The following is a 25,962-nucleotide window of genomic DNA, read 5'->3' as shown; positions in this document are numbered from 1 at the left end:
GGTGTCGGTCGGACCTCGTCGGTCGACGGGATGGGCTACTTGATCTCGAGAAGGACGGTGCCCTGGGTGACCGCGGAGCCCGGCTCGACCGACAGGCCGGTCACGACGCCGTCCTTGTGGGCGGTGACCGGGTTCTCCATCTTCATGGCCTCGAGGACCACGACCAGCTCACCGGCGGTGACCTCCTGGCCCTCGGTGACGGCGACCTTCACGACAGTGCCCTGCATGGGCGCGGCGATCGCATCGCCCGACACCGCGACGTTGCCGCCCTTGGTGCGGGTACGCGACTTGGGCTTCTTGCGGATGGCGCCGTTGCTCGAGCCGTTCGAGCCCGCCAGCGCGAGATCGCCGGGCAGCGAGACCTCGACACGACGGCCACCGACCTCCACGATCACGTTCTGGCGCGGGGCGACCTCGTCGTCCTCGATCGGCTGACCACCGGTGTACGGCTCGATCGGGTTGTCCCAGTCGGTCTCGATCCACTTCGTGTAGACGTCGAACTTCTCCCCGTCACCGATGAACGCGGGGTTCGAGACGATGTGGCGGTGGAACGGCAGGACGGTGGCGAGGCCCTCGACCTGGAACTCCTCGAGCGCACGTCGTGACCGCTCGAGCGCCTGCTCGCGGGTCTCGCCGGTGACGATCAGCTTGGCGAGCATCGAGTCGAAGCCGCCGCCGATGACGTCGCCCTCGACCACACCGGAGTCGACACGCACACCGGGGCCCGTGGGCTCCTTGTAGACCGAGATCGGTCCGGGGGCGGGCAGGAAGCCACGACCGGCGTCCTCGCCGTTGATGCGGAACTCGAACGAGTGCCCGCGCGGGGTGGGGTCCTCGGTGATCGTGAGCTCGAGCCCGGCGGCGATGCGGAACTGCTGGCGCACCAGGTCGATTCCCGAGGTCTCCTCGGTGACGGGGTGCTCGACCTGCAGACGGGTGTTCACCTCGAGGAACGAGACCAGTCCGTCGGAACCGACGAGGAACTCGACGGTGCCCGCACCGTAGTAGCCGGCCTCGCGGCAGATGGCCTTGGCCGAGGAATGGATCTTGGCGCGCTGCTCGTCGGTGAGGAACGGGGCGGGGGCCTCCTCGACCAGCTTCTGGAAGCGGCGCTGCAGCGAGCAGTCACGGGTGCCTGCGACGACGACGTTGCCGTGCTGGTCGGCGATGACCTGGGCCTCGACGTGGCGGGCCTTGTCGAGGTAGCGCTCGACGAAGCACTCACCGCGACCGAACGCGGCGACGGCCTCACGCGTGGCGGAGTCGAACAGTTCGGGGATCTCGGCGATCGTGTACGCGACCTTCATGCCGCGGCCACCGCCACCGAACGCCGCCTTGATCGCGACGGGCACGCCGTGCTCCTCGGCGAACGCCACGATCTCGGAGGCGTCCTTCACGGGGTCCTTGGTGCCCGGGGCCATCGGCGCGTTCGCCTTGAGCGCGATGTGGCGGGCGGTGACCTTGTCGCCGAGGTCGCGGATCGACTGCGGTGACGGGCCGATCCAGGTGATGCCCGCGTCGATGACGGCCTGGGCGAAGTCGGCGTTCTCCGACAGGAAGCCGTAGCCGGGGTGGATCGCGTCGGCACCGGACTTCGCCGCCGCGTCGAGGATCTTGTCGAACACCAGGTACGACTCGGCCGAGGTCTGCCCACCCAGCGCGAAGGCCTCGTCGGCCAGCTTGACGAACAGCGCGTCGGCGTCGGGCTCGGCGTAGACCGCGACACTTCCCAGTCCCGCGTCACGCGCCGCGCGGATCACGCGGACGGCGATCTCGCCCCGGTTGGCGACGAGGACTTTGCTGATCACCGAGCTGGCATGACTGGGCACTGGTTCTCCTGTTACGTACTGGGCGTCTACGTGTCGGGCGTCTGTGAGGCTTCCTGGCGCACCCCGAAGAGCACCCTAACGCACCGAGCGATTGATCGGTCCTGTCAGTCCTCGCGTTGCGCGAAGGTGCTGCGATCGCCGACTTCACGGACCACCCTGCCGAACTCGATGAGGAATCGACTCACCTCGGAATGTGTGCGACCGACGGCGGGGAACCGCGCCGAGATGCGCACACCCGACGGTGTCCGGTTGACCCAGATGAACACCTCGTCGTCGGCATAGCTGTGCGAGCGGAGGACCCTCGCCGCCCCGGCGTCGGCAGCGGCGGCGTTGGGGGCGTGACGGGTGTCGATGAACGACACGACGAACTTGGGATCGCCGGTGTAACCGAGCAGCTCGGCCACCCGCAAAAACGGGAGTCCGGCGGCGGTGCGGGTGGCGCGCAGTTCCGCGGTGGCCCGGGCGACCAACTGATCGAAGGCCACGACGCCGGAGGTGTCGAGGCGGAGCGGGGTGGTGGAGACGAACCAACCCAGCGCCCCCAGCCAGCGCCCCTCGTCGCGGGTGTGACGCGGGGTGATCGCGCGGAACACGCCGCCGCCGCACTCGCGGTAGGCGGTGGCGAGTGCGGCCAGGATGCCCGCGAAGAGGTTGCCCCCCGCCGCCGAGCACACGGCGGTGAAGCGGTTGGCCTCGTCGTCGTCGAGCAACTCCATCGTGACCGACGACTGCGGTGGCCCCGTCGCGTCGCCCGGGTCCTCGGCGGTCGCCGTCCCCTCCTCTGGAGGGGTGGCGACGCCGGCGTCCGGCGCGGGCGGGACGCGCAGCTCAACAGAGACGTCGAATCGCGGCATCTCGTTGTCGTTGTCGGCGAGATAGTCGCGCCACGCCGCGACCGCGGGGTGATCGGCGTCGGCTTCGTCGGCCACGCGACGTTCGTGCGCGCTGAAGTCGACGTAGCTCCCGACCGGTCCGAGTCGGTCGTCGCGCCGCTCGCGGGCGGCGCGGTAGAGCTCGATGAGTTCGTGCTGGGCGAGGATCAGCGAGTAGCCGTCGAGCAGGGAGTGGTCGCCGGCGAACAGCAGGGTGAAGGTCTTCTCCCGCGCCACCGTCGCGAAGAGATACGCGGGCCACTGCAGAGGGGCGGTGGCCCGGTCGAAGGCGCCGGCGAGCTGGTCGAGCAGCGGACCCGCCTCGGTGTACCAGCCGACCCGCCCCATCTTCAGCGTCACCGATCCCGGCGGCGTCGACAACCGTTGCATCCCGGTGTGTTTCACCACCACGTGGCTGCGCAGGACCTCGTGACGATCGATCCACCGGGTGAGGGCGGCACGGATCGCCGGCACCGACATCGGCTCGTCGAACTCGATGGCCAGGCCCAGCCACGACTCACGACCACCCTCACGGCGGGTGCGCCAGCGGTACTCCAGGGCCGAGCGCAGGTGCAGCTCGTGATTGTGGGAGGTGGGCCGCGGATCGGCGTGCCAGGTGGCGAAACCGCCAGGGGTCTGTGCCGACCACTCGACGAGGCCGCCGGGTTCGACCGGCTGGTCCATCATCTGGGTGAACTTCACTCCGGCGGCGCCCCGGAGCTAGGCGGGGTCGGTCGCGGTGTGCGACACCGCGGTCTGCGCGGCGACCTGGCTCTTGATGCGCGCCAGCATCCCGGCCATGCCGCGCAGCCGCAGCGGACTCACCACGGTGTCGAGGTGGAGGTCGGTGTAGAAGTCGCCGGGCACCGCGACGATGTCGGACGCTGCCGCCCCGTCGAGGCCCTGGTGCAGGATCGACGCGAACCCGCGGGTGGTCGGCGCCTCGCGGGGGGCGCTGAAGTACAGCCGCACGGCGGCGGCATCGGAGGCGTCGACCGACAGGAACACCGGCGACTGACATTCCGGCACGGGCTCCATCGCCTCGGTCTGCAGGTGTTCGGGCAGGTCGGGCAGCTCGTTCGCGAACTCGAGCAGCATGGTGACGCGATCGGACTCGGCGAGCGCCCCGAAATCGTCGACGATCTCCGCGAGCGCCGGGGGCAGCGTCACCGGGTCCCCGGTTCGGGGCCGGTCACGATCGGCGCGCGGACCGCGTTGCCCCACTCCGTCCAGGAACCGTCGTAGTTGCGGACCCTGGTGAAGCCGAGCAGGTGCGTGAGCACGAACCACGTGTGCGAGGACCGTTCACCGATGCGGCAGTAGGCGATCGTCGGCTGATCGGGCGCGAACTCGCCGTAGATCTCCTCGAGTTCGGCGCGAGCGCGGAACCGTCCGTCGGGTGCGGCCGCCTTCGCCCACGGGATCGACACCGCGGTCGGGATGTGGCCTCCGCGCAGCGCACCCTCCTGGGGGTACTCGGGCATGTGGGTGCGTTCGCCGGTGTACTCCTGCGGGGACCGCACGTCGATGAGCGGTTCGGTGCCCAGCACGTCGCGGACCTGATCGGCGAAGGCGCGGATCGTCGAGTCGTCGCGCTCCACGACGGGGTAGTCCGACCGGGGCAGCTCGGGGACGTCGAAGCTGGTCTCGCGGTCCTCGGCGAACCAGGCCTGACGGCCACCGTCGAGAAGGCGCACGTCGGCGTGGCCGAACAGGGTGAACACCCACAGGGCGTAGGCCGCCCACCAGTTGCTCTTGTCGCCGTAGACGACGATCGTGTCGTCGCGCCGGATGCCCTTGCTGCGCATGAGTTCGGCGAACTGCTCACCGTCGATGTAGTCGCGCGTCACCGGATCGTTGAGGTGCAGGTGCCAGTCGATCTTCTGGGCGGTGGGGATGTGGCCGATGTCGTAGAGCAACACGTCCTCGTCGGACTCCACCACCTTGAGACCCTCGGTCCCGATGTGGGCGCTGAGCCACTCGGTGCTCACCAGCCGTTCGGGGTGGGCGTAGGCGGCGAAGCCGGGATGGGGATCGGTGGGGACTGTCACTGCGAGGCTCCCGCGGTCTAGAAGATGATCGAGCGCTGCTTGCCGTCGAGCCTAGTGGTCGCCGCAGTCGGTCGTCACACGCCCGCGACGCGAGTCGCCCGCCACAGCCGACACATGTCGCCCCACACCGTCGAGGAACGCGGCCATCGTGGCCCGCGCGACGGCGGTGTCGGGGTGGCGGGTGCGCAGTGCGAGTCCGCCGTCGGTGCGGGAGATCCAGAACTGGGCGTCGTCGGCGGTGGTCACGGTGGAGATGTGGTGGGCGTCGACGAGGTCGTGCGCGTGCGCGCCGGGCAGCCGACGGTAATCGACGTAGGAGACCATGAAGATGTCGGTCCGGCCGGGCCGGAGACCGCCGATGGCCTCGAGCACCCGGGGGAGTGGGACCTCGCCGAGTGCGACGGCCTCACGGACCGCCGGCCCGGCCCGGGCGATCGTCGCGCGTAGGTCCACGTCGACGGCGATCGTGACCGGCGCGTTGGTGGTGAACCAGCCGACCGCGTTCTCCCACCGCCGGGACCGACGGGTGTGCATGGGGAACAGCACGGGCATCTCCGCACCCCCGCCGAGGTCGTTCACCGTGTGCGCCATGGCGGCCAGGATCCCGGCGTACACGCTCGACCCGGCCTCCGCGCACCTCTCTGCGAAGGCGGCGGTCTCGCGCGGCCCCAGCAGCCCGCGCACGTCGACGGCCTGGCGCGCCCGCGCACGCGGTGCGACCCCGAGGTCGAGCGGGAACTGCGGGGGTCGGCGGTCGTGACGGTCGAAGAACGCCGTCCAGCGGTCCAGTCCGGGGTGACTCGAGAAATCTTGGTCGTCGCCGGCCTCGTCGGCGCAGTAGTCGACGAAGCTCGCCGCCGGCGGCAGGACGCGGGGGTCGAACGCGCCCGGCTCGGCGCGGTATCCCTCGTAGAGACGCGCCAGGTCGTCGACGACGATCGCCATCGAGTAGGCGTCGACGTGCGCGTGGTCGAAGCCGCAGAGGATCGTCGAACGGTCCGGGCGATCGATGGCGGCCAGATGGCAGCTGGGATCGCCGAACGGCGTGCAGTCGCGGCGCAATCCGTGCCAGAGGGCGTCGCGCACCGCCGTCGTGGTGGCCAGCGATCTCGGTGGTGCGGCGACCACCTGCAGGGCTGCGGGGTCGTGCAGATGGCGGATGACGCGACCGCCGTCGCGGACGAATCCGCTGTGCAGGGTGCCGTGCCGGGTGACGAGTGCGAGGAAGGCGCGCTCGATCGCCTTGAGGTCGACGGGTCCGTCGACGTCGAACGAGGCCGCGAGCCACGTGCTGTCCCCGGCCGGATCGGCTGCCGCCGCGGCGAGGTGGTGGGCCTGGTTGAACGACGGGGGGATCGCCGACGCCACGGCGGTGCTCGCGGTCGTGTCGAGTGACCACTGCACGAGGGTGCCCGGTGCCGGTGCGAACCGGTCAATCGTGGTGACGCGCAAGCGATGACCTCGTCGCGGGTGTGGGATCGTCGTCCGTGGCGGAGGCGATCACGTGGTCACCGGTCGCGACGATGTCGGCGAAGATCTCCCGGATCCGGCGGTGGTGGGCGCCGAGCACCGCTGCGGCGCGCGGTGTGTCGGGGATCTGCGTCCCCAGGTACAGGCTGCGATCGTCACGGTTGAACCACAGGGAGGCGTTCGCGGTCCGCCCTTCGCCGGTCGACTGCATCCCGCGGTCGTAGGCCGGCGTCCCGGCCATCGGGAAGCGGCGGAAGTCGATGTACGACAACAGCTGTGGCGTGACCAGGACCCGTTCGGGTGGAGCCCCGGCGGCGAGCAGCGCGCCGATCACCGTCGGTACCGGTACCTCGGAACACGCGGCGCCCCGTTCGCAGGCGGCCGCAGCGGTGCCGACGAGTTCGGTGAACGTGTGCGCGGTGTCGATCCCGAAGGCGACGGGCGCGAACCGGCAGAACCATCCCTGGGTCAGCGTCACGTCGGCGAGTGTGCGATCGGCGAGAGCGGTGATCGTGAAGTAGTCGGTGGCCCCGGCGAGTTCGCGATCGACCATGGCGAGCACCGCGGTGATGCCACCGATCATCCGTGCGCCGCGGGCGCGACAGATACGTTCGAACTCCGCCGCGCCGGCCGCGTCGAGGACATCGAACTTCACCGGTCGGACCGGCGCGCTCTGCCCGTCGGGCAGGCCCAGGTCGAGGGGGAACCTCGGCATGCCACCCCCGGTGGCGGCAGCGGCCGAGCACCATGCCTGCACCTCCGGTGACTCGGGCGTGAATCGCGCGGCACGCTCGCGTTCGGCGACGGCGTAGGCCAGGGCCGAACCGGTCGGGGCGGATGTGAACGGACCGACGTCGGTCCCGTCTCGTTCGGAGTAGTACAGATCGGCGACCTCCGCGAGCGCCATGGCCTGCGACACGCCGTCGCTCAGAGCGTGGTCACACCCGAGGAACAGCGTGAAACCGTGCGGGCGCACGACGACCCCCGCGGCGAATCCGGGCCACCGCAGGGCGCTCGCCTCGTTCGCGAATCGGGCGGTGACGTGATCGCGGAAGCGGTTCGCCTCCCCTGCGCCGGTCAGGTATCCGTAGTCGTCGACCTCGCCCACGCGTTCGATGCGGAAGCCGACGTCGACCGCGTCGACGAGGTGGCGGGTGACCATGCCGTCGGACACGTCGAACCAGCACCGCAACCCGTCGTGGCGGGTCGTGAAGCGCTGCACCGCGCGGACCAGCGCATCACCGTCGAAGTCTCCGTCGACCTCGGTGGTGGCCGTGAGGTACGCGGCATGCCGGTCCCCCCGATCGGCGGCGGCGCGTGTTCCGCGCAGATGGTTCTCCTGCAGGAACGACGCCGGCGCAGGGTGAGGCGGAGCGGCGGCCGCGGACGCGGCCGACTCCTCGGTGGCGCGCACCTCCATCAGCGTCCCGCGGCCGGGGTTCCAGTGACCCAGCATGTCGATCATCATCGGGTCGTCACCCCGCGGCCGAGACGTCGATGGCGCGCAGGGTGTCGCGGCGGGATCCCGCACCTGCGGGCAGCGCCAGCACGGCGTTGAGGCGGTGTAGGTAGGCGTGCACGCTGTCGGTCGCGACGCGGTTGCCGGGGAACCGTGCCGACACGGAGATGCCCTTGGGGGAGCGGACGATCCAGAGGTACACCTCGTCGTCGGAGTCGGCGGCGCCACGCAGCGTGCGGGCCCCCCAACGCGACCAGTGCGTCGACTCCGGGACGTACCGCGCGTCGATGTAGGACACGACGAACCGGGGGTCGGCGTCGATGCCGGCGATCTCGGCCACCCGGGGGAACGGGAACTGCGCCATCGACTTCCGGCCGGCGATGGCGGCCCCGGCCGCGGCGAGGCACTCCTCGAGTGTCTGCGCGCCGGCGAGGTCGATCTCGATCGGGACCACACCGACGAACCAGCCGATCGACGACGCGTACCGGGTGTCGGTGCGCGTGTGCATCGGCATCGCGAATCGGAGCGTCTCCTCACCCGACAGGGATCGTGCGGCGACGGCGAGCGCCGCCATCACCGCGGTCTGCATCGAGTGTCCGGACGCCCGCGCCCACCGGTTGATGTCGTCGGCCTGCTCGGCCGACAGCACCCACGACGACATCCCACTCTGGTTGGCGCGCCGGGACAGTGAGCGCGGCGACGCCGAGTCGTCGGCGACCGGCAGCGGGAACGCCGGGAACCGGCCGCCCTCCCGCGACAGGAACTCCTCCCACGTCCGCACGGCGTCGTGTCGACCGTGCAGGTCCGCGCCCCGTCGACGGTCCTGCTCGCTGAAGTCGACGTGACTGCCGACCTCGCCGGGCTGCGTCGGCGTCCCCGCCAGTTCGGCGGCGTAGAGCCGCTGGATCTCACCGATCGCCAGCAGCATCGAGTAGGCGTCCATCACCGAGTGGTCGGCACCGAAGACGAGAAGGAACTCCTCGCTGCCGATCTCGGGCGGATCGTCGAGAACGCCGGGGTCCGCGCGGGTGATCGTCGCGAGCACGCAGTGGGGCCAATGCAGCGGCGACAGTGTCTCGAACCGTTCCAGCAGGTGGTGGTGGACCGCGGTGCCGCTCGACAGGGTGCCGACGACATCGCCGACCACCTCGACGTCGAGGTCGGTCCCGCGCCGTTGCAGCAGTGTGCGGTCCGCGGCGTCACATCGATCCACCGTGGTGCGGAACACCTCGTGCGTGCGCATCCAGGTCGTCAGTGCCCGCCCGAGCGCGGTCCGGTCGTGACGGTGGGGGACCACGAACACCGCGCCGAGCCACGACCCGGGGTGGCTGTCGACGTCGCCGCGCGCGCTCCGGGCGACGCTGCCGCGGGTGCAGTACTCCTCGTGCAGATAGCTCAGCGGCCTCGGGTCGTCGCACCAGGTGACGCCGTCGACGTCATGGTCGACCAGTCGAGGGATCCACTCGGTCACCTCGCCTGCGGGGAGGGGATAATCGGCCAGCTCGGTGAATTCCACTGTCACCTTTCGCTATTCGTGATCGTGACTCAGCACGTATCGGATCCGACACATTCGCGCGTCGTCGGGCGAAGGGGCCCCGAACTGTCCGGCGATCGGACCCGGGGAGGTCGATGGGGCAAGTGTAGGGCGGTCCGATGGAGATTGTTCACTCGAGTAACCAGTGTGCTTGCTCACTGGTCGGTGCGGTGATGACGGGCGCCACGTCATGCCGCGTCGTCCGTACCAAAGGTGCAGCACCACAGCGGTATTTGCGATATCTGATCTGCGGTACGCACGTACCACATATGACCGTGATGTTACGTGGCCATGAAATCGATTCGATCACTCCGGTTTTGAGGTGCGACGAGGTCGACGCGGGCGGGTTCGCCGAGCTCTTCGGGAGCGTCGTCCTGGATAGACTCCAGCCCACACGCCACCGATCGTCGGACGAACACCCGGGCTCGTCGGCGACGACAGGGAGGAGGGGCCGTGCACGATCTCGATCTCGCAGCCATCGAAACGAGCGGACTGGGAAAGCGTTTCGGCGGCAAGACGGCCGTCGCCGGTGTCGATCTCACGGTGCCGCGCGGATCGGTGTACGCAGTGCTCGGTCCCAACGGTGCGGGCAAGACGACGCTGGTCCGGATGCTCGCCACGCTACTGCGCCCCGACATGGGCTCGGCACGGGTGTTCGGTCACGACGTGGTCGCCCACGCGACCGAGGTGCGCTCGTTGATCGGTCTCACCGGCCAATACGCCTCGGTGGACGAGGATCTCACCGCCATGGAGAACCTGATGATCTTCGGCCGACTCCTCGGTCGCAGCCGTGCCGATGCGAGGGCGCGGGCGTGTGCACTGCTCGAGGCGTTCGCGTTGACCGAATCCGCCTCGGCCACCGTCACGACCTTCTCCGGCGGCATGCGGCGTCGACTCGACCTCGCCGCCAGCCTGGTGTCGCAACCTCCGCTGATCTTCCTCGATGAACCGACCACCGGGCTCGATCCCCGCACCCGCGTCCAGATGTGGGAGACCGTCCGGGCGCTCGTCGACGACGGGGCCACCGTTCTGCTGACCACCCAGTACCTCGAGGAGGCCGATCAGCTGGCCGATCGGATCGCGGTCGTCGACCGCGGGATGATGGTCGCCGAGGGGACCGCCGACGAATTGAAATCCTCGGTCGGATCGGCGAGCCTCCTGCTGACCATCACCGACCCCGCCGACCACGCGGTGGCGGCCGGCGTCATCGGCAGGCACACGTCGACGATCGTGACGACGACCGCCGTCCCGGGTGGTCGGGGGGCGGGGAATCGGTCCACGTCACTGTCGGTTCCCATCGACGACACCGCTCTGGTCGGCACGATCCTCGTGGCGTTGAGCGCCGCGGGGGTCGAGGTCGCCGAGATGTCGGTTGCCCGGCCCAGTCTCGACGATGTGTTCTTCGCTCTCACCGCACGCCCGGGACACCCCGTCTCGTCGGGCTCGGTCGACACCGCGGAGGATGCGGCATGACCGTCGACACCACCTCCATGGCCGTCCCGGTCGCCGTGCGGGTGACCCTCGTCGACGCGGTGTCGCAGTCGTTGACGATGGCGGCGCGGGGGCTGCTGCGCATCAAACACAACCCACAGCTGCTGTTCGACGTCATCATCCTGCCGATCGTCTTCACCGTCATGTTCTCGTCGATCTTCGGTGGGGCCATCGCCGGCGACGTCGTCGGATACCTCCCGATCCTCATCCCGGGCGTGCTGGTGCAGGTCGTGCTCGCCGCGTCGGTGACCACCGGGGTGCAGCTCCGTGAGGACATGGACAAGGGTGTGTTCGACCGGTTCACCTCGCTGCCGATCGCGCGCATCGCACCGCTGGCGGGATCGTTGATCTCGGACATGGTGCGCTACGTGGTCGGGACGACCATCACGATCATCGTCGGACTCGTCATGGGCTACCGGCCCGCGAGCGTGGTGGGCACGCTCGGCGCGTGCCTGCTGGTCGTCATCGTGGCCTTCGCCCTGAGCTGGTTGTTCGCGCTCATGGGCGTGCTCATGGACAAGGCGTCGACCGTGCAGGGGGTGTCGATGCTGATCCTGATGCCGTTGACCTTCATGTCGAACGCCCTGGTGCCGGTGACGACCATGCCCGGGTGGATGCAGGCCTTCGCCCACGTCAACCCCGTCTCGCACCTGGTGTCCGCGGTGCGGCAGATGACCGACGGCCACTACGGCGCGGAGATCCTGTGGTCGCTGCTCGGTGCGGCTTCTGTGCTGGCGATCGTCGCCCCGCTCACCCTGCGCGTCTACATGCGACGCACCTGACGCCGGGACCCCCGGGCCCGGGTCAGGGAGCGACCCGGTCGGTCCTGCGCCGCAGCAGGTTCCGTGCCGAGAAGCCGCGTGTCTCCGGGTCCCAACTGCGGATGAGGAGAAGACGCGCGAGGTGCACGACGGTGACCCACGGGATGTAGAGGAGCCACGCTCCCACCCCGAGTGCGTACCGGCGGTGCAGGAACAGGGTGCGCGGCAGAAAGCTCATGTAGCGGACGAAGGAGACCGGTCCGGTCTCCATCCGTCGCGGCGACACCCCCACACCGAGGTGCGGCAGGAAGGCGTTGCGGCCGCCCATCTCACCGACACAGAGACCCGTGTCCACGTCCTCGAAGATGTCGCGACGCATGCTCACCGCGTCGCGGATCGCACGCCACGTCGAGCGGCGCAACACCATGTTGGAGCCGTAGAGCACCATGACCGGTCGGACGTCGGCTGCCGACGCGTCGGGTCGAGACGTGAAGGGCACGAACGACAGTCGCTTCTTCACACCCGCCATGGCGTCGCCGTAGGGGAGGCCGTAGGCCTCACCGCGCCCACACAGCGCGGCCCACTCGTGGTCGGTGTCGGCTCCGAGGAAGTCGAGGATGTCGCGCGCCCAGGTCGGCCCGACCATGGTGTCGGAGTCGATACGGGCGATCGCGTCGCCGGTGGCGGCGTCGAGTCCGGTGTTGCGGGCGAACACCAGGCCCTGCCGGGTCTCGGTGATCATCCGCACCTGCGGGAACCGGTCGACGTACGTGGCGACGATGTCGGCGGTCTTGTCGCGGGAGTTGTTGTCCACGACGATGATCTCGGCGATCCGGTCGATCTGGGCGACGAGACGGTCGAGGCAGTCGGCGATGACGTCCTCCTCGTCGAACGTCGGGATGACCACCGACAGAGCGAGCCCCGATGGATGCCTTGCCTCCGACACGTCGTGTCCCCCCATGGTCGACGAGAGATACTGTCGGATAACGACACTAGGGGATCGGACGAAGGACGGCCGGATGAGTGAGGGCCATCGTGTCGACCGTCACCGGTGCTGTGCGATCGTCGATTCCACCACGTCGGCCGCTCGGTCGGCGGCGGCATCGGGGGGAACGAGTCGACGCCGCAGCGCCTCCGCGGCGGAGCGCATCGGTGCGGTGTCCACACGGGCGATCGCCGCCGCGAGGGTGTCTGCGGTGACGTGCGCCTGCGCGAAGGCGGAACCCACCCCGAGGCGTGTCACCGCCCGTCCCCACAGCGGTTGATCGGCACCGAGCCAGCACACGACCGTCGGGCGCCCCGATCGCAGCGATGCCGCGGTCGACCCCGCACCCCCGTGATGGATGGCGACCGCGCACCGGGGGAGCACCGTCGAATGGTCGACCGTGCGCACCGTCCTGATCCGGTCGCCGGCGTCGACGAGACGGTGCCGCACAGCGGGATCGAGGGATTCCGGGCGCAGGAAATCGCTCCACCCGGTGGCCACGAGCACCCGCCGGCCGAGAGTGCCGTCGACGACGGCGGTGGCGAGACGGTGGGGATCGATCGCGCTCATGCTGCCGAACCCGATGTAGACCGGGGCGGGTCCGGCATCGAGCCAGTCGTCGAGGTCGCCGGTGTCGTGTGCGTCGCCGATCGCCGCGCGGGTGGCGGTGTCGAGATCGAGGAACCCGACCAGCGGTCGTCGTGCGCCCCATTCGCGTCCCAGGTCGGCGAACACCGCCGGATCATAGGCCTGGATCTCGGGGACCCCCTGCGCCGCGATACGTCGGGCGGTGGGGCCGTGGGCCATCGGCAACCCCCGTTCGGCGCGCAGACGGTTCTCCCCGCGCCGGCCCGCGAACCACAGCGCCTGCTCGATCATCCACCACGAGGCACGGGTGGATCGCGGGCCGAGTCGACGCCCCCACGGCGCCACGAGCGCCACCGATCGGTTCGGGCGCATGGGACACAGGTGGATCGGGACGTACGGCACATCGAGCGACTCCGCGACGGTCAGCACCCGCTCCTGCCCGACGCTGCCGCCGACGATCGCGTCCGCACCGGTGGCCAGCTCGACCAGGTCGGCCTGGGCGGCGAGCCCACCCTGGAGCGCGAGCTCGGCGAGCGCCCGGCCACGGTGCACGGGGTTGCGCGACCTGTTGTGCGACACCACGAGATCGGAGGCCAACAGCTCGCCGGTGTCGGGACCACACGCCCGCGCGTCGAGGCCCGACCGTGCGGCGAAGTCCACGAGGTTCGGTGGCACCGCGAGCACGACCGTGTGGCCGCGGTCGGCCAGTGTCCTCCCCAGCGCGATTCCCGGCTGCACGTCGCCTCGACTGCCGTGGAACGCGAGGGCAAGGCGCATGACCGACCTCCCGCCGACCCGGCTCTCGGATCCCCGTGTCCGACGGTAATCACAGAATCCGCGCGGGGCAGGGCGAGCGATGGGCCGTCCCGTCCCCTGCGGACGGGACCCGACGGCACTACCGTTCGCAGGCGACACGGGCCGCTCGGGGGAGTGGGCCGGAAAGGGTGGGCGTGAGACGTCTTCACGGGCAGGACTTCACGTACTGGTTCATGCACCGGGCGTTCGGGTGGTCGGTGGTGTTGCAGCTGGTCTGGACGTTCCCCCGGGCGATACCCCTCGATGACCTGAACGCCGTGAACGCGGCGTTGGGTGCCGGTCCGCTCAACCGGCGTGTGACCCGAGCCTCGGTGGTGACCGCCCGTCCGCGGTGGGGTCACGCACCTGCAGTACCCGACGTGATCTGTGACACCCACCCAGTCGCGACCGCCTCCGTGGAGGCCTGGGCCGCAGAGGAACTCGACACCGTCCCCCTCGATCCCGAGCACGGTGCAACCTATCGGCTGCGGGCCGTGCCCACCGAGGACGGCGGCTGTGTGGTGTCGCTGACCGCCCTGCATCTCGTCACCGACGGCAAAGGGCTCGTGACCGCGGCGGCCGAGGCTTTGGCCGGCCGCGCCACCCCCGACACCCTCGGCGTCGATCCGGGGAGGTCGGCGCGGACCCTGGTCGCCGACGCCGCTGACGCGGTCCACACGATCGTCTCCGCCGGGACCGGGATGCTCGCAGCAGCAGGCACACTCACACACAGAGCGATCGCAGGGCGATCCGGGGCGGGCGGATCCCCACCGGTTGCGGGATCGGAGGGTCGGCGCCGGCCGCGGACACCGATCCGGGACCGGTCACCGCGAGCGCACACGACCTGGGCGATCGTGTCGGTCTCGGCATCCGAGTTCGCGGCCGCCGCAGACCGCCACGGCGGAACGGTCAACTCGCTGTTCATCGCCGTGATCGCCGGTGCGCTCCGATCCGCCTCGCCCACCGCGCCCGGCGACCACCTCAAGGTGGGTGTCCCGGTCGACCAGCGAGGCGCCGACGACGACCGCGCGAACGCCACCGCCGGGGTGTCGGTGCTGGTGCCGGACTCCCTGCGTGCGGGAACCGATCTCGGACCTCTCCGACAGGACTGCAAACGCGCGTACTCCGCTCTGACCGCAGGCGAGCGGGCGATGATCGTGCACCTGCAGCCTGCTCTGCGTCTGCTGCCCCTGTCGCTGGTGGTGGCCGCGGTGACATCCGGCGACGGCATGCCCGACGTGATGACCTCGAACATCGGGTCGTATCCCGACGATGTCGCCACCCTCGCCGGAGTACGCGCCACGGGCATGGCGTTTCGCGGCGACGCGATCGGCGTCGACCCCGGCGAGCCCCACCGCTTCGGCGACGGGTTGCAGGCCTGGCTGCTGCAGACCGGGGACACGGTGACCGTCTCCGTGGCGGCCTTCGACGAGACGGCCTTCGCCGATGGCGACGCACTCCGGTCGGGGCTGGCCGCCGAACTCGACGGATGGGGTGTCGTACATCGCATCTGGTGAGCTCGCCCTGCAGTGGTACGCACGAGCAACTACCGTGATGCCGATGGATCGAGTCACCGGCAACGACGAGTCGTATCTGTTGGCAGAACAGCTCTTCGGGCTCTCGGCCCCCATCCAGTTCTGCTGGGTGCTCCCTCGTGACCCGGGGTCGCGGGCGTTGGCCGAACTGCACGCCGAGTTGTCCCGGGGGGCGTTGTCGCGCAGAGTGGTTCGAGCCCGCGTCCCGTTCGCCCGCGCACGATGGGTGCGCAGTGAACGACCGGCCGACGTGGTCGTGTCGGCCGATCCCGTCGCCGACGCCGACGTGGCCGGCTGGTTCGACGCACGTGTGCGATCCGTGCGCCTCGACCCGGTGGGCGGTCGCGGATGGGAGCTCGAGGCGGTCGCCCTGCGATCGGGACGCATGGCGGTCTCACTGCTGGTGTCGCACATGGTGTCCGACGGGCAGGGGGTGTACCGGGCTCTCGACGCTGCTGTCAGCGCCACGTCGCGCACCACGCTCGCATCCGAGTCGGCCGCCCGCGGCGTCGGTGGTCTGCGGGCCGACGCCGTCGACGCCGTGATCCAGATCGCCTCCGCGGCACGATCACTCGGGCTGCTACTCGCGTCGACGCCGCGCGCCGTGCTCGACTCACGGCGCTCGCCGGCACGGCCACGGACCCCGGCGCCGGTCGACGGCACCCCCGCGAGATCGGACACCGTGCCCGAGCCCACACTGGCCTTCTACGACCTCGATCGTACCGAATGGCGTGCCCGCGCAGCTGAACTGGGTGGTACGGCCAACAGCCTGTTCACCGGGATGATCAGTGGCCTGGCGCACCGCGCCGGTGTCGCCGCCGACACCGGCGACATGCGGGTGTGCATGGCGGTGAGCACGCGCGAGGGTGACGAGGACCTGCGTGCCAATGCCTCGGGCGGGGTGTGGATCACGATCCCGACACCGACGACCCCGGCCACCGGCCTGTCCTCGATCCGTGCGGCGAGTAAACAGGCGTTCGCCGACTACGCGGCCACGGGCGACCGGCAGGCCGCCGACAACCTGCAGCCCGTGGTCCGGCTGCTCCCACGACGACTCATCGCGGCGATGATGCGCTCGATTCCCGGACCCGACACCACCGTCTCCAACCTGGGTGCCGTGCCGGAATCGGCCCTGCGCATCGGCGACGTCACCGCCGAGTCGTTCTCGATCCGGGCGCTGATGCAGGGGCAGACACCGGAGATGCGTCGCGCGACCGGCCCGGCGCTCGCGGCGTGGGCGGTGGAGTACGGATCGACGGTCACCATCGCGTTCTTCGGGATCAGCCCCGACCATTTCGGCGACCCCGACGCACTCCACGACGACATCCGTGCCGAACTGGATTCGTGGGACCTCGCCTGGTCAGCGTGGTGACGCCGACGCCGTGGGATCAGCGCGCGGTCACCGGTACCCGTGTACCCACCGTGGCCAACCGATCGGTGACCACGGCGATCATGTCGTCGACGAGTCCCTTGACCACTGTTGCGGCGGTGCCGGTGTCGGGGTAGCGGGTACGCAGGTGCACGCCGTTCTCGTCGCGCCAGAACCACGCCTGCAGGGTGTCGGCGCGGCCGTCGCTGGAGACGTGGTGCACGTTGTGGTGCGCGAGGCGGTCGAACCGCCGGTAGTCCATGTACGACACCATGAACACGTCGTGGCGCGGTTTGATCATCCGGCTGCCGAACGTGCCGTAGACCGTCGTGAGATCGACCTCGGCGAGGGGAAGTGCCTCCGAGAGTGCCGCGGTGGCGGCGGTCATGGCGGCGTCGATGTCGCCGGTCGCGTCGAGGACCATCGGTGCGTTCGCCACGAACCACCCCACCGACCGCGACCAGAGGTCACTGCGCCGGGTGTGGACGGGGAGGACGAGGGGCACGCGATCCGGTCCGCCGAGGTCGCGGGTCGCCACGGCGAGCGCAGCGAGCAGCGCGGGATAGAAACGGATGGACTGTGACGCGCACAACGCCGAGAAGCGGTGGGCCTGCTCGGCGGTCAGCACCGTGTCCACGTGGATGCGTGCCGGCGCGAACTGTCCCGGCGCCACCCCGAGGTCGACGGGGAACTCCGGCACCGTCCACCCGGTGGAGGCGAGGAACTCGCCCCACTTGTCGACGAGCGTCCCGTCCCCCGTGCTCTGGCGGGCCGACTCGGCAGCGGCCTGATGGTCGAGGAAGCTCCCCGCCGATCGCAGCGCTTCCCCCTCGTAGCCGGACAGGACGTCCTCGGCGATCACCGCGAGGGAGTGCGCATCGACGTAGCAGTGGTCGAAGGCGCAGATCACCGTCGTGGTGGTGGGGCCCTCGACCGCGGCCAGCACATGCGAACCGGGGGTCAGCGCACTGCACCCGTCGACGATCGCCTCGCTCAGCGCCGCACGGTTGTCGCCGGCGTCGCCGTCGCGGACGGTCTCGACGTCGGAGACCGAGAGACTCCCCGCGGGATGCAGGAACCGACGGATGGAGTCCGATCCTGCGGTGTCGAACGCGAAGTGGGCGCGCAACACCTCGTGGTGGTTGACCACGGCCGCGAACGCCGAGCGGAGCCGTGCGAGATCCAGCGTCGCCGAATCGATGTCGAAGGTGATGGCGAGCCACCCGAGGCCGCCGTCGCGGACCGCGTCGAGGTGGAAGCGTTCGTTCTCCGACGGGCCCGTCGGGTGCGGGACCGGCGCGGAGTCCGTCGACACGGTCCAGCGGTGCAGGGCCCCGCCGGCGATGTCGAGGTTGTCGAACGTGGTGAGCCTCACCGATCACCCACCGCAGCGCTCACGGGGATGCCCGCTGCGGGTGCCGCCCCGGCCGCGTAGTCCACGAGGAACGCGATGGCGCGGTCGTGGAACGCCTCGACCGAGGCGACCGAGACGGGATTGTCCGGGATGTGGGTCAACAGGTGGATCCCCTCGTCGTTGCGATTGACCCAGAGGTTCGCGTTACGGGTGCGTCCCGAACCCGGCATCACCTTCCCGGCGGCGATCTCCGGGCAGTCGGCGTCGGCGAGCCGACGGAAATCGAGGTACGACACCATCTGCGGGCTCGTGGCGTCCGGCACGAAATCACCGGTGGCTGCGAGCACGCCGAGGACGGCGTGGGCGGGTACGGGGACCAGTGCGCGATTGGCGCGCAACGCATTCGACGCGGCGACCACGAGTGTGTCGGCGTCGGGTTCGGCTCCGTCGACGGCGACGGGGGCGAAGTTGCAGAGCCACCCCTGCGTACCGGGGTAGGCCGGATCGCGGGTCGACAGGACGGTGGAGGTGAAGAAGTCCGATTCGCCGGTCACCTCGTACTCGCCCCGCGCCAGGGCCGCGAACATCGACCCGGCCAGCGAACCGCCGGCGGCGCGGGCCCGTCGTTCGCAGGCCTCGGTCTGCTCGGCGGTGAGCATCGCGCGGGTCACCTCGGTCGACGGCGCCGAATCGGGACCGGTGAGTCCGAGATCGAGCCTGCACCGCGGGACCGTGCGGCCGTGATCGCGCAGCACCGTGCGCCACAGGTCGACCGCGGGATCCTCGGGCGTCACCTGCGACGCCCGGCGGTACTCGTCGACGATCTCGGTGAGGTGGCTTCCCGCCGCCGGCAGGTCGGGAGCGACGCCCTGCCGGTGTGCGCGGTAGCGCGTGAAGATCTCCGACAGCGCCTGGATGGAAGCCGATCCGTCGGTGTGCGAGTGATCGGAGATCGTATAGAACGCGAACGACGCCCCGGCGTCGACCGCCCCGAAGATCACGCCGGGCACCCGGTCGTAGGTCGCCTCGCCGTCGATGCGGACGAGAAGACGGTCGATCAGTGCGGTGTGGCTCTCGCCCCCGTCGGCGGGGGTCGTGACCATCGCGATGTCCTCGGGAGCCGCGACGTGACGGGTCATCTCGCCGGCGTCGGAGACGTCGAAGAAGCTGCGCACCTCGTCGTGGGCGCGGACGTAGTCGGTGATCGCCGCGGCCATGGCTTCGGCGTCGAGGGGCTCGTCGATACGGGTCGTGGTCCCCACCGTGGCGCGGTGGGGGAGGCCGGTGGCCCGTTTGGCCTTCGCGGCCGCGAGATGGTCACGCTGCAGGAACGACGGCCCGACGGCGTCGATGCGGGCGTGCGAGCGAGCCGTCGCCTCGTCGGCGACGAGCCACTCCACGTGCCGGCCCGGGGCCGGTGCCCACCCGTGCAGGGTGCCCGCCCTCACGACGTGCTGCCTCGTGACTGCACGTCGACCGACGACAGGGAGGGCGCGTCGTAGGTGGTGTCGGAGTTCTCGACGACCTCGAGCAGCACGTCGGTGAAGGTGCGCAGGAAGCGGTGCACGTCGTTCGCACCGGGGTGTCCGCTGGGGAATCGGGTGGAGAGGTTGGTGCCGGTCGCGAACCGGTTGATCCAGAAGTAGACCTCGTCGGACTGGGCGCACGCACTACGCAGGACGCGCGCGTCGATGGCCTCCCACTGATCGGCACCCTCGGCGGCACGCAGGTCGATGTAGGAGACGACGAGCTGCGGCGGGGTCTGGTGACCGACGAGGTCGGCGATGGGGTGGAACGGCACGGTGCCGAGGTCCTTGTACTCGCGGGCGCACTCGGCCACCGGGCCGATCGCCTCGGAGAACGTGTCCACGGCACCGGGCTTGAGGTGCACGGGGATGAGGCCGACGAACCATCCCGCCGCCTCGCCCCACTGGAGCTCGGTGCGGGTGTGCACGGGACTGATGAAACGCAGTTCACCCGAACCCGAGAGGCGGTGGGTGGTGATCGACAGGGCCGTGTAGATGCCCGCCTGCATGTTGGCGCCGAGCGCCTTGCACGTCGCATGGAAACGCTGGGTCTGCTCGGCGTCGAGCAGCCAGGTCGACAGGCTTCCCTGAAAGGTCGAGGGCACGCTGCCGACGTGGGGGATGGGGTCGGTGTGGCCTGCCTCGGTCTCCGGCGCCGGCAACGGGCGGGGGAACGCCGGCATCGGGTCGGGCTGCGACGGCGTGTGCGACCGCAGGAAGTCGGCCCAGCGCGTGACCTCGACCGTCTCGGCATCGAGGCGCGCGCCGCTGGCGCGTTCGGCGTGGCTGAAGTCGAGGTAGCTGCCGAACGTCGCCAAGGAGTCGTCATGACCCAGCAGCGCCGACTCGTAGAGCTTGGTCAGCTCCTTGATCGCGAACACCTGGGTGTAGGCGTCCATCACGGTGTGGTCGGCGCCGAAGACGACGAGGAAGGAGTCCGAGGTGTCGTCGGGCTCGACGGTGAGGACACGGCAATGCGGCCACTGCAGCGGGGTGATGGTGGTGTTGAACAGTTCGTTGATGCGCTCGTAGACCGCGCTGCTGCTCGAGCTGTGCTCGTCGCGGGCGACGTCGATCGAGACCGACTCGGCGGCGATGATCCGTCGGCCGAACTCGTCCTCGATGCCGGTCTCGGCGGACACCGGCTGCGGCACCACGGTCGACCGGAACGCCTCGTGGCGTGCGAACCACCGGGTGAGGGTGGTGGCCAGGGCGTCGGCGTCGAGGCGGTGGGCGATCCGGAAGGCGGTGCCGATCCACTGGCTGTACCAGTCGTCGCCGACCTCGAGGGCGCGGCGGGCGTGCTCGAGATGGGCGTAGGAGAGGCGGCGCTCGTCGTCGGTCCAGTCGCTCTCGACCGCCGAGGGGGTCCACTCGGTCACGGTCCCCGCGGGGAGCGGGTAATCGGCGAGTTCGGTGTATTCCATCGGAGATCTCCTCACTGTCCATGCTCGTGTCGATCTGGGCACATCGTCGATCTCGAACACGAAACGGTCGTGTCGACGCGCTTCGCCCTGTGGTCGGACCCCCGGCACACTACCGAGAGACTAACGCGAGCATCGTCGATATTTAATGCTCGGATCCCACGTCGTCGTGGGATTCACAGACGCTTCCGGACATATCCCCCGCTCCGATGCGGGGAATATGTCCGGCGTGCGACGGGGCGTTACAGGAATGTCGCCTTCTGTTATCCCGTGACGCCCATGCCGCGCGAAAGAATGGGCCAACTGCGCTTCATCTGCACCTGCCAATACGGCCAGGAATGGGTGCCGTGTCCTTCGAAATCGAAGGTCGCCGGGATCCGCCGTGCGGCAAGGGTGTCGGCGAGGCGATGGGTGCAGAAGTTGGCTCCGGCCTCGATGCCGCCACCGATGATGTAGCGGTCGGTCGGGTTGTCGTTGCCGGGGTACTTCGGGTCGTCGAACGGACCCGGGAGTCCGCTGCCCGACGACACGTAGACGGTGGAGCCGCGCAGGCCGTCGGCCCGCAGGAGGACATCGTGGGCGGCCCAGGCCGGATCGTTCGGCGGGCCCCACATGTTGTTCGCGTCGCCACCGAAGGCCGCGACGACGCCACGCGGGATGCCCTGCGAGAGAAGGTCGGCGGTGGAGTAGCAGCCGCTGTAGGAACCGACGGAACGGAAGAAACCGGGCTTGCGCGCAGCGAGCATGAGGGCCGAACCCGCACCCATTGACAGACCCGCGATCCCGTGAATCCCGTTGCCGTTGAACCGCGCATCGATCAGCGGCGGCATCTCCTTGGTGAGGAACGTCTCCCACCGGTAGCGCCCGAGCTTCGGATCGTCACGCTGCCAGTCGGTGTAGAAGCTGCCGTTGCCTGCGAGGGGGAACGCGACGGTGACGTTCTTGTCGCGGAAGAAGTCCTTCGCGTCGGTCTTACGGAACCACATGCTGTTGTTCGGGTCCTCTTCACCCAGGCCGCTCAGCATGGTCAGGACCGGTCGCGAGCCGCGTTCGACGGCGGGTACGAGCACCTGCACCTTGATCGTCTTCGCCATCGACGCCGAGTAGATGTAGGCGGCGAACTGATTGGGCCCCTCCGACTCCACCTTTTCGAGAGTGGAGACCGCGGGTGCCGCCGAGGCGACCGCACTCAGCGATGTACCGAAGAACAAGGCAACCAGTGCGACACTGAGAAATGTCACAAACCTTCGCGAACGACGCGGCAAGCCGGTGTCCGTAGACGAAGATGTGCGCGCCGCGCGAGAGCTTTCAGAAGGCATGGATTTCCTTTACGTGAGTCAGGCCACAGTGTCTCATAGCCAAGCGAAACGATCGACACGAGTATGGAATTCGCCGACAGACATCACAGTGCGGACTCCATCGTCTCGACTGCGGTATGCGCTGCGGTTGCGGGGTCGATCATCGCACCCGCGAACTGCGAGCACCTATTCGCGACATCTCCGTCGAGAATTGTCGACAGTGCGGAGGACAGGACCGACGGATCGGTGAGCCTGCTGACCGGGCAGGTCGCGCCGAGTCCGGAATCAACGATCGCTCGACCCCACATCGGCTGATCTGCGCTGAAGGCGGCGACGAGGGTCGGCAGTCCCGCGCGCAGGCTCGCGCCGGTCGTCCCCGCGCCGCCGTGGTGGACCGCCGCGGCGCACCGGGGCAGGACCGACGCGTGATCGGTCGAACCGACCACCCGCACCTGCTCGTCGGCGGACGCCGCATCCGACGCCTCCGACCGCGTCAGCGCCTCCAGGTTCGGACCGGCGCCGACGAGTACCCGCTGTCCGCGGTCACGCAGGGCGGCGACGACCGCACCGACGACCGCCGCCGCGTCGGTCAACGGCATGCTGCCGAACCCGACGTAGACCGGCGGTGGCCCGGCGTCGAGCCAGGCGTCGGTGGCGGCGTCGTCGACACCGGGTCGCGCATCGTCGGATGCGGTGGTGAGGAATCCCGTCATCGGCCGGTGGGCACCCCACTCGTCGGCCAGTCGGGGGAACAGACCCGGTTCGTAGGCCTGGATCTCGGGGGTGCCGGCGTCGGCGAGGCGATCGGCGAGGGGTCCGCTCGCCGGCGACATCCCGAGGCGCTGCCGTAGCGCGGCATCGGAACTCTTGGCCGACAGGTGCCAGTAGGCGAGTTCCACCCCGCGCCACACGGCCACGCTCAGTCGCGGAACCGCGGCGAGGTGGGCGAGCGGCCCCAGGGGGACGGGCACGCTGCGACTCGGACGGATGGGGCAGTAGTGCAGGGGGACGTAGCGCGCCCCGCGATACTCGGCGATCGTCGCCGCGCGCTCCTGGCCCATCAACCCGGTGACCACCAGATCGGCGCCCTCACTGATCTCCAGGAAGCGGTCGTCCATGGCGGTCGCGCCGAACTCGGTCACCTCGCGCAGGGCCCGCGAGCGGGTCCGGGGGTTGCGCGACTTCAGGTCGCGCTGCACCAGCGGCGATGCCAGGAGGTCGGCGGTGTCGGGGGCGAAGACGGTCGCCGCGACGCCGTGCTCGGTCGCGAAGTCCACCAGGTTCTGCGGGACCCCGACCGCGACTTCGTGCCCGCGTTCGGTGAGCGCCGTGGCCACGGCCAGTCCGGGCTGCACGTCTCCGCGACTCCCGTTGAGCGCGAACGCCACCCGCACCGGACTCACCAGTCCTCGGGTTCGAGCGACCAGCGCGCGAACTCCGCGTGCACGATCTCCGGGAGGGTGGTGCGTCCGAGGCCGTCGGGATCGAGGCCGATGACCGACAGGGTGGTGATCCCGCAGGCCTCGTTGGTCCAGGCGGCCAGCCCGCCGCGCAACGATCGCAGCTTCTCGGCGGTCACGGCCTGGGTGGTGGAGCGGGTGACGACGCCGTTGGCGCGGTCGGGGTCGCCGAGACCGGCGAACTGGCCGTCGAGCGTCCCGAGGTTCGACGCCAGCGCCAGCGGGGTCGTCGCCCCGCCGCTCAGCGCCGCGACCGTACGGTCGGACAGCGCCTGCATCGCGGGCTGGAGCCGCACGAAGGTGCTCGGTCGGCCGGTGCCCACCGCGTAGACCTCCTTGGCCAGGGTGCGGATCACGCCGAGGTCCTTGTCGAGCGCCGCCGATGCGGGGATGTCGAGCGACAGGCCGGTGGTGGCGTTCGCACGGTCGTCGTCGGGGGTACGCAGCGACATCGGGATGGAGATGCGGACGGTGTCCTCGGCGCCCACCCGACCGCTGGCCACGATGATGCCGAGCACGATGGCGACGAACAGGGCGTTGCTGGATCCACCGGCCTCGGCGGCCACGGCGCGCCAGGCCTCGGTGGGGACACTGGTGATGCACAGCGGTGCCAGCGCGCCGTCGTTCTCGGCGGCGGTGGGATCGACGTCGACCGTCCGGCTGGTCTTCGCGGTGACCGCCGCGGGGGTCGCGGTCTCCGACGGATCGCGCCGGACGCGTCGGGTCACGAGGTCGGTGGCCAGTGCGGCGAGGTTGCCGGTGATCGCCGCGGCCTGGCCGGTCGCGTCGCGTGCCTGTTCCAACACCGACGGCGAGCGCGCGTCGAAGCGGCCCACGTCGTCCCCGCTCAGCGCGTCGAGGATCGCGCGGACGATCAGGGCGCCGTCCCCGGCGGCGTGGGCGACGCACAGCGTGACGATCGCGCCGCCCTGCTCCAGTGGTGCCGACCGGAGCTCCCACACCGGGCCGTTCGTCAGGTCGAACCGGGTCGATGCCGCCGCGTCGATCCACGCGGTCACGCCGCCCGTGGGCACCGGGGTGTCGTCGACGACCCGCCCGCCCGATCGGGTCGGCTCGGCGACCCAGTGGTCGCGGACCAGCGGCAGGGAGCTGCGGCGGAGCAGACGTCCGATGCGCCCGACCGCGAGGCGTTCGGCGAGCCGGTCGAGTTCGGCGTCGGACGGCAGCGAGTGCAGTCGCCACACGGCCTGGTTGACCACGGGCACCCCGAGGGCGCGATCCATGCGGATGAACAGGTCGTCGTCGACGGTCGTGCGCAACACAGAGGGCATCGTCGCGTCCACCTCTCTCACGGCTGGGACGTCTGCCGCCCGGTGGGGCGGACGAGACGAGTGGGAGCCTAGCGATCAGAGTTTGCGCAGATAAATCCGGACGGTCAACGGCGCGAGTACGGCGATGAGCACGAATGATCCGAGGACCGAGTACGCGAGGTGGGAATCGACCCGTCCCTCGCCGGCGAGCAGGCGGACCGCCGACACCAGTTGCGACACCGGGTTGATGTCGGCGATGGTGCGCATCCAGGCCGGCATGGTCTGCGTCGGCACGAATGCGTTGGACATGAAGCCCAGCACGGTGAGGATGAGCGCCGAGAAGCTCTGTACCGCCGAGATCTTCGACAGCATGACCCCCATGAGCGCGAACACCCAGCTCAGGGCGAACGCGGAGAACACCACCAGCAGCACCGACACCACCACGCCCGGGATGCTGCCCGGGCGATACCCCATGGCCAGGCCCACGCCGACGGTGATGAACCCGGCGATGAGGTAGCGCAACAGCGCGGCCACGAGCAGACCCGACAGCGGCGCGAGGCGGGAGATGGGCAGCGACACGAACCGGTCCATCAGGCCCTTGTCCATGTCCTGTCGCAGCTGGATGCCGACGACCACCGTGGAACTCACTGCGACATTGACCAGCACCCCGGGCACGAGCAGCGGGAGGTAGGACGCCACGCTGCCGGCGACGACGCCGCCGAAGATCGTCCCGAGCAGCACCGTGAGGATGATCGGGACGACGATGACGTCGACGAGCAGCTGCGGCGAGTGCTTGAACTTCAGCAACCCGCGACGCGCCAGGGTGAGGGTGTCGAGGACGGCCTTGCCGAACCCGACCCGCTCGGTGACCGTGGCCATCGGGATCGTGG

General features: G+C 70.0%; 20 protein-coding genes. 4 read left to right on the top strand and 16 right to left on the bottom strand.

What is annotated here, in order from left to right; all coding sequences use genetic code 11:
* Positions 1-35: 35 nt before the first annotated feature.
* The 7 genes from ACQ7HM_RS08070 to ACQ7HM_RS08040 all read right to left on the bottom strand — a co-directional run bounded on the left by ACQ7HM_RS08070 (position 36) and on the right by ACQ7HM_RS08040 (position 9,197).
* Positions 36-1,829 (bottom strand): acetyl/propionyl/methylcrotonyl-CoA carboxylase subunit alpha, encoded by a 1,794-nt coding sequence (locus ACQ7HM_RS08070; RefSeq protein ID WP_434215753.1) that lies wholly within the window; start codon positions 1,827-1,829, stop codon positions 36-38.
* Between the two features lie 104 nt (positions 1,830-1,933).
* Entirely contained in the window at positions 1,934-3,403 is a 1,470-nt protein-coding gene (locus ACQ7HM_RS08065; RefSeq protein WP_434215752.1) for a condensation domain-containing protein, read from the bottom strand.
* Positions 3,404-3,421: 18 nt separating this feature from the next.
* The gene (locus tag ACQ7HM_RS08060; protein WP_434215751.1) at positions 3,422-3,871 is read right to left on the bottom strand and encodes a SufE family protein; all 450 of its coding nucleotides are present in this window, start codon (positions 3,869-3,871) and stop codon (positions 3,422-3,424) included.
* Complete coding sequence (locus ACQ7HM_RS08055; protein WP_434215750.1) at positions 3,868-4,752, bottom strand: sulfurtransferase; 885 nt, start codon at positions 4,750-4,752, stop codon at positions 3,868-3,870. The genes ACQ7HM_RS08060 and ACQ7HM_RS08055 overlap by 4 nt, the downstream gene beginning before the upstream one ends.
* Before the next feature lie 51 nt (positions 4,753-4,803).
* Positions 4,804-6,204, bottom strand: coding sequence for a condensation domain-containing protein (locus ACQ7HM_RS08050; protein ID WP_434215749.1), 1,401 nt, complete (start codon positions 6,202-6,204; stop codon positions 4,804-4,806).
* On the bottom strand, positions 6,185-7,690 hold the full coding sequence (locus ACQ7HM_RS08045; RefSeq protein ID WP_434215748.1) for a condensation domain-containing protein: 1,506 nt from the start codon (positions 7,688-7,690) through the stop codon (positions 6,185-6,187). Before ACQ7HM_RS08045 ends, ACQ7HM_RS08050 begins: the two co-directional genes overlap by 20 nt.
* A 7-nt stretch (positions 7,691-7,697) precedes the next feature.
* A complete protein-coding gene (locus ACQ7HM_RS08040; RefSeq protein ID WP_434215747.1) occupies positions 7,698-9,197 on the bottom strand; it encodes a condensation domain-containing protein in 1,500 nt (499 codons plus the stop codon).
* A 471-nt stretch (positions 9,198-9,668) separates the two neighbouring features.
* On the opposite strand from ACQ7HM_RS08040, the gene ACQ7HM_RS08035 reads away from it, so the two are divergent.
* A complete protein-coding gene (locus ACQ7HM_RS08035) occupies positions 9,669-10,688 on the top strand; it encodes an ATP-binding cassette domain-containing protein (protein ID WP_434215746.1) in 1,020 nt (339 codons plus the stop codon).
* Positions 10,685-11,488, top strand: a complete 804-nt coding sequence (locus ACQ7HM_RS08030) for an ABC transporter permease (RefSeq protein ID WP_434215745.1) — start codon at positions 10,685-10,687, stop codon at positions 11,486-11,488. The genes ACQ7HM_RS08035 and ACQ7HM_RS08030 overlap by 4 nt, the downstream gene beginning before the upstream one ends.
* A gap of 22 nt (positions 11,489-11,510) precedes the next feature.
* Here the strand turns inward: ACQ7HM_RS08030 and ACQ7HM_RS08025 are convergent, their stop codons facing one another.
* Positions 11,511-12,374 (bottom strand): glycosyltransferase family 2 protein, encoded by an 864-nt coding sequence (locus ACQ7HM_RS08025; RefSeq protein ID WP_434215744.1) that lies wholly within the window; start codon positions 12,372-12,374, stop codon positions 11,511-11,513.
* A gap of 138 nt (positions 12,375-12,512) precedes the next feature.
* On the bottom strand, positions 12,513-13,817 hold the full coding sequence (locus tag ACQ7HM_RS08020) for a glycosyltransferase (protein WP_434215743.1): 1,305 nt from the start codon (positions 13,815-13,817) through the stop codon (positions 12,513-12,515).
* A gap of 173 nt (positions 13,818-13,990) precedes the next feature.
* Between ACQ7HM_RS08020 and ACQ7HM_RS08015 the strand changes: the two genes are divergently transcribed.
* Both ACQ7HM_RS08015 and ACQ7HM_RS08010 read left to right on the top strand, forming a co-directional pair.
* Positions 13,991-15,352: a hypothetical protein gene (locus ACQ7HM_RS08015; RefSeq protein ID WP_434215742.1), complete on the top strand. Its 1,362-nt coding sequence runs from the start codon at positions 13,991-13,993 to the stop codon at positions 15,350-15,352.
* Positions 15,353-15,395: 43 nt separating this feature from the next.
* Positions 15,396-16,742, top strand: a complete 1,347-nt coding sequence (locus tag ACQ7HM_RS08010; protein WP_434215741.1) for a hypothetical protein — start codon at positions 15,396-15,398, stop codon at positions 16,740-16,742.
* Positions 16,743-16,758: 16 nt separating this feature from the next.
* On the opposite strand, the gene ACQ7HM_RS08005 is transcribed toward ACQ7HM_RS08010, so the two are convergent.
* From ACQ7HM_RS08005 to ACQ7HM_RS07975, 7 genes are all read right to left on the bottom strand, one after another.
* A complete protein-coding gene (locus ACQ7HM_RS08005; RefSeq protein WP_434215740.1) occupies positions 16,759-18,114 on the bottom strand; it encodes a condensation domain-containing protein in 1,356 nt (451 codons plus the stop codon).
* The gene (locus ACQ7HM_RS08000; RefSeq protein WP_434215739.1) at positions 18,111-19,541 is read right to left on the bottom strand and encodes a condensation domain-containing protein; all 1,431 of its coding nucleotides are present in this window, start codon (positions 19,539-19,541) and stop codon (positions 18,111-18,113) included. Before ACQ7HM_RS08000 ends, ACQ7HM_RS08005 begins: the two co-directional genes overlap by 4 nt.
* Entirely contained in the window at positions 19,538-21,046 is a 1,509-nt protein-coding gene (locus ACQ7HM_RS07995) for a condensation domain-containing protein (RefSeq protein ID WP_434215738.1), read from the bottom strand. Before ACQ7HM_RS07995 ends, ACQ7HM_RS08000 begins: the two co-directional genes overlap by 4 nt.
* A 260-nt stretch (positions 21,047-21,306) precedes the next feature.
* A complete protein-coding gene (locus ACQ7HM_RS07990) occupies positions 21,307-22,284 on the bottom strand; it encodes an alpha/beta hydrolase (protein ID WP_434215737.1) in 978 nt (325 codons plus the stop codon).
* A 161-nt stretch (positions 22,285-22,445) separates the two neighbouring features.
* Positions 22,446-23,744, bottom strand: a complete 1,299-nt coding sequence (locus ACQ7HM_RS07985; protein WP_434215736.1) for a glycosyltransferase — start codon at positions 23,742-23,744, stop codon at positions 22,446-22,448.
* Positions 23,741-25,093 (bottom strand): hypothetical protein, encoded by a 1,353-nt coding sequence (locus ACQ7HM_RS07980; protein ID WP_434215735.1) that lies wholly within the window; start codon positions 25,091-25,093, stop codon positions 23,741-23,743. Before ACQ7HM_RS07980 ends, ACQ7HM_RS07985 begins: the two co-directional genes overlap by 4 nt.
* A 75-nt stretch (positions 25,094-25,168) precedes the next feature.
* Complete coding sequence (locus tag ACQ7HM_RS07975; RefSeq protein WP_434216384.1) at positions 25,169-25,951, bottom strand: ABC transporter permease; 783 nt, start codon at positions 25,949-25,951, stop codon at positions 25,169-25,171.
* Between the last annotated feature and the right edge of the window lie 11 nt (positions 25,952-25,962).

It is taken from the genome of Williamsia sp. MIQD14 (assembly GCF_051025635.1).
Classification (GTDB): domain Bacteria; phylum Actinomycetota; class Actinomycetes; order Mycobacteriales; family Mycobacteriaceae; genus Williamsia_A.
Note: the sequence above shows the minus strand (reverse complement) of the source record. Positions and strands in the feature narration are given on the sequence as shown.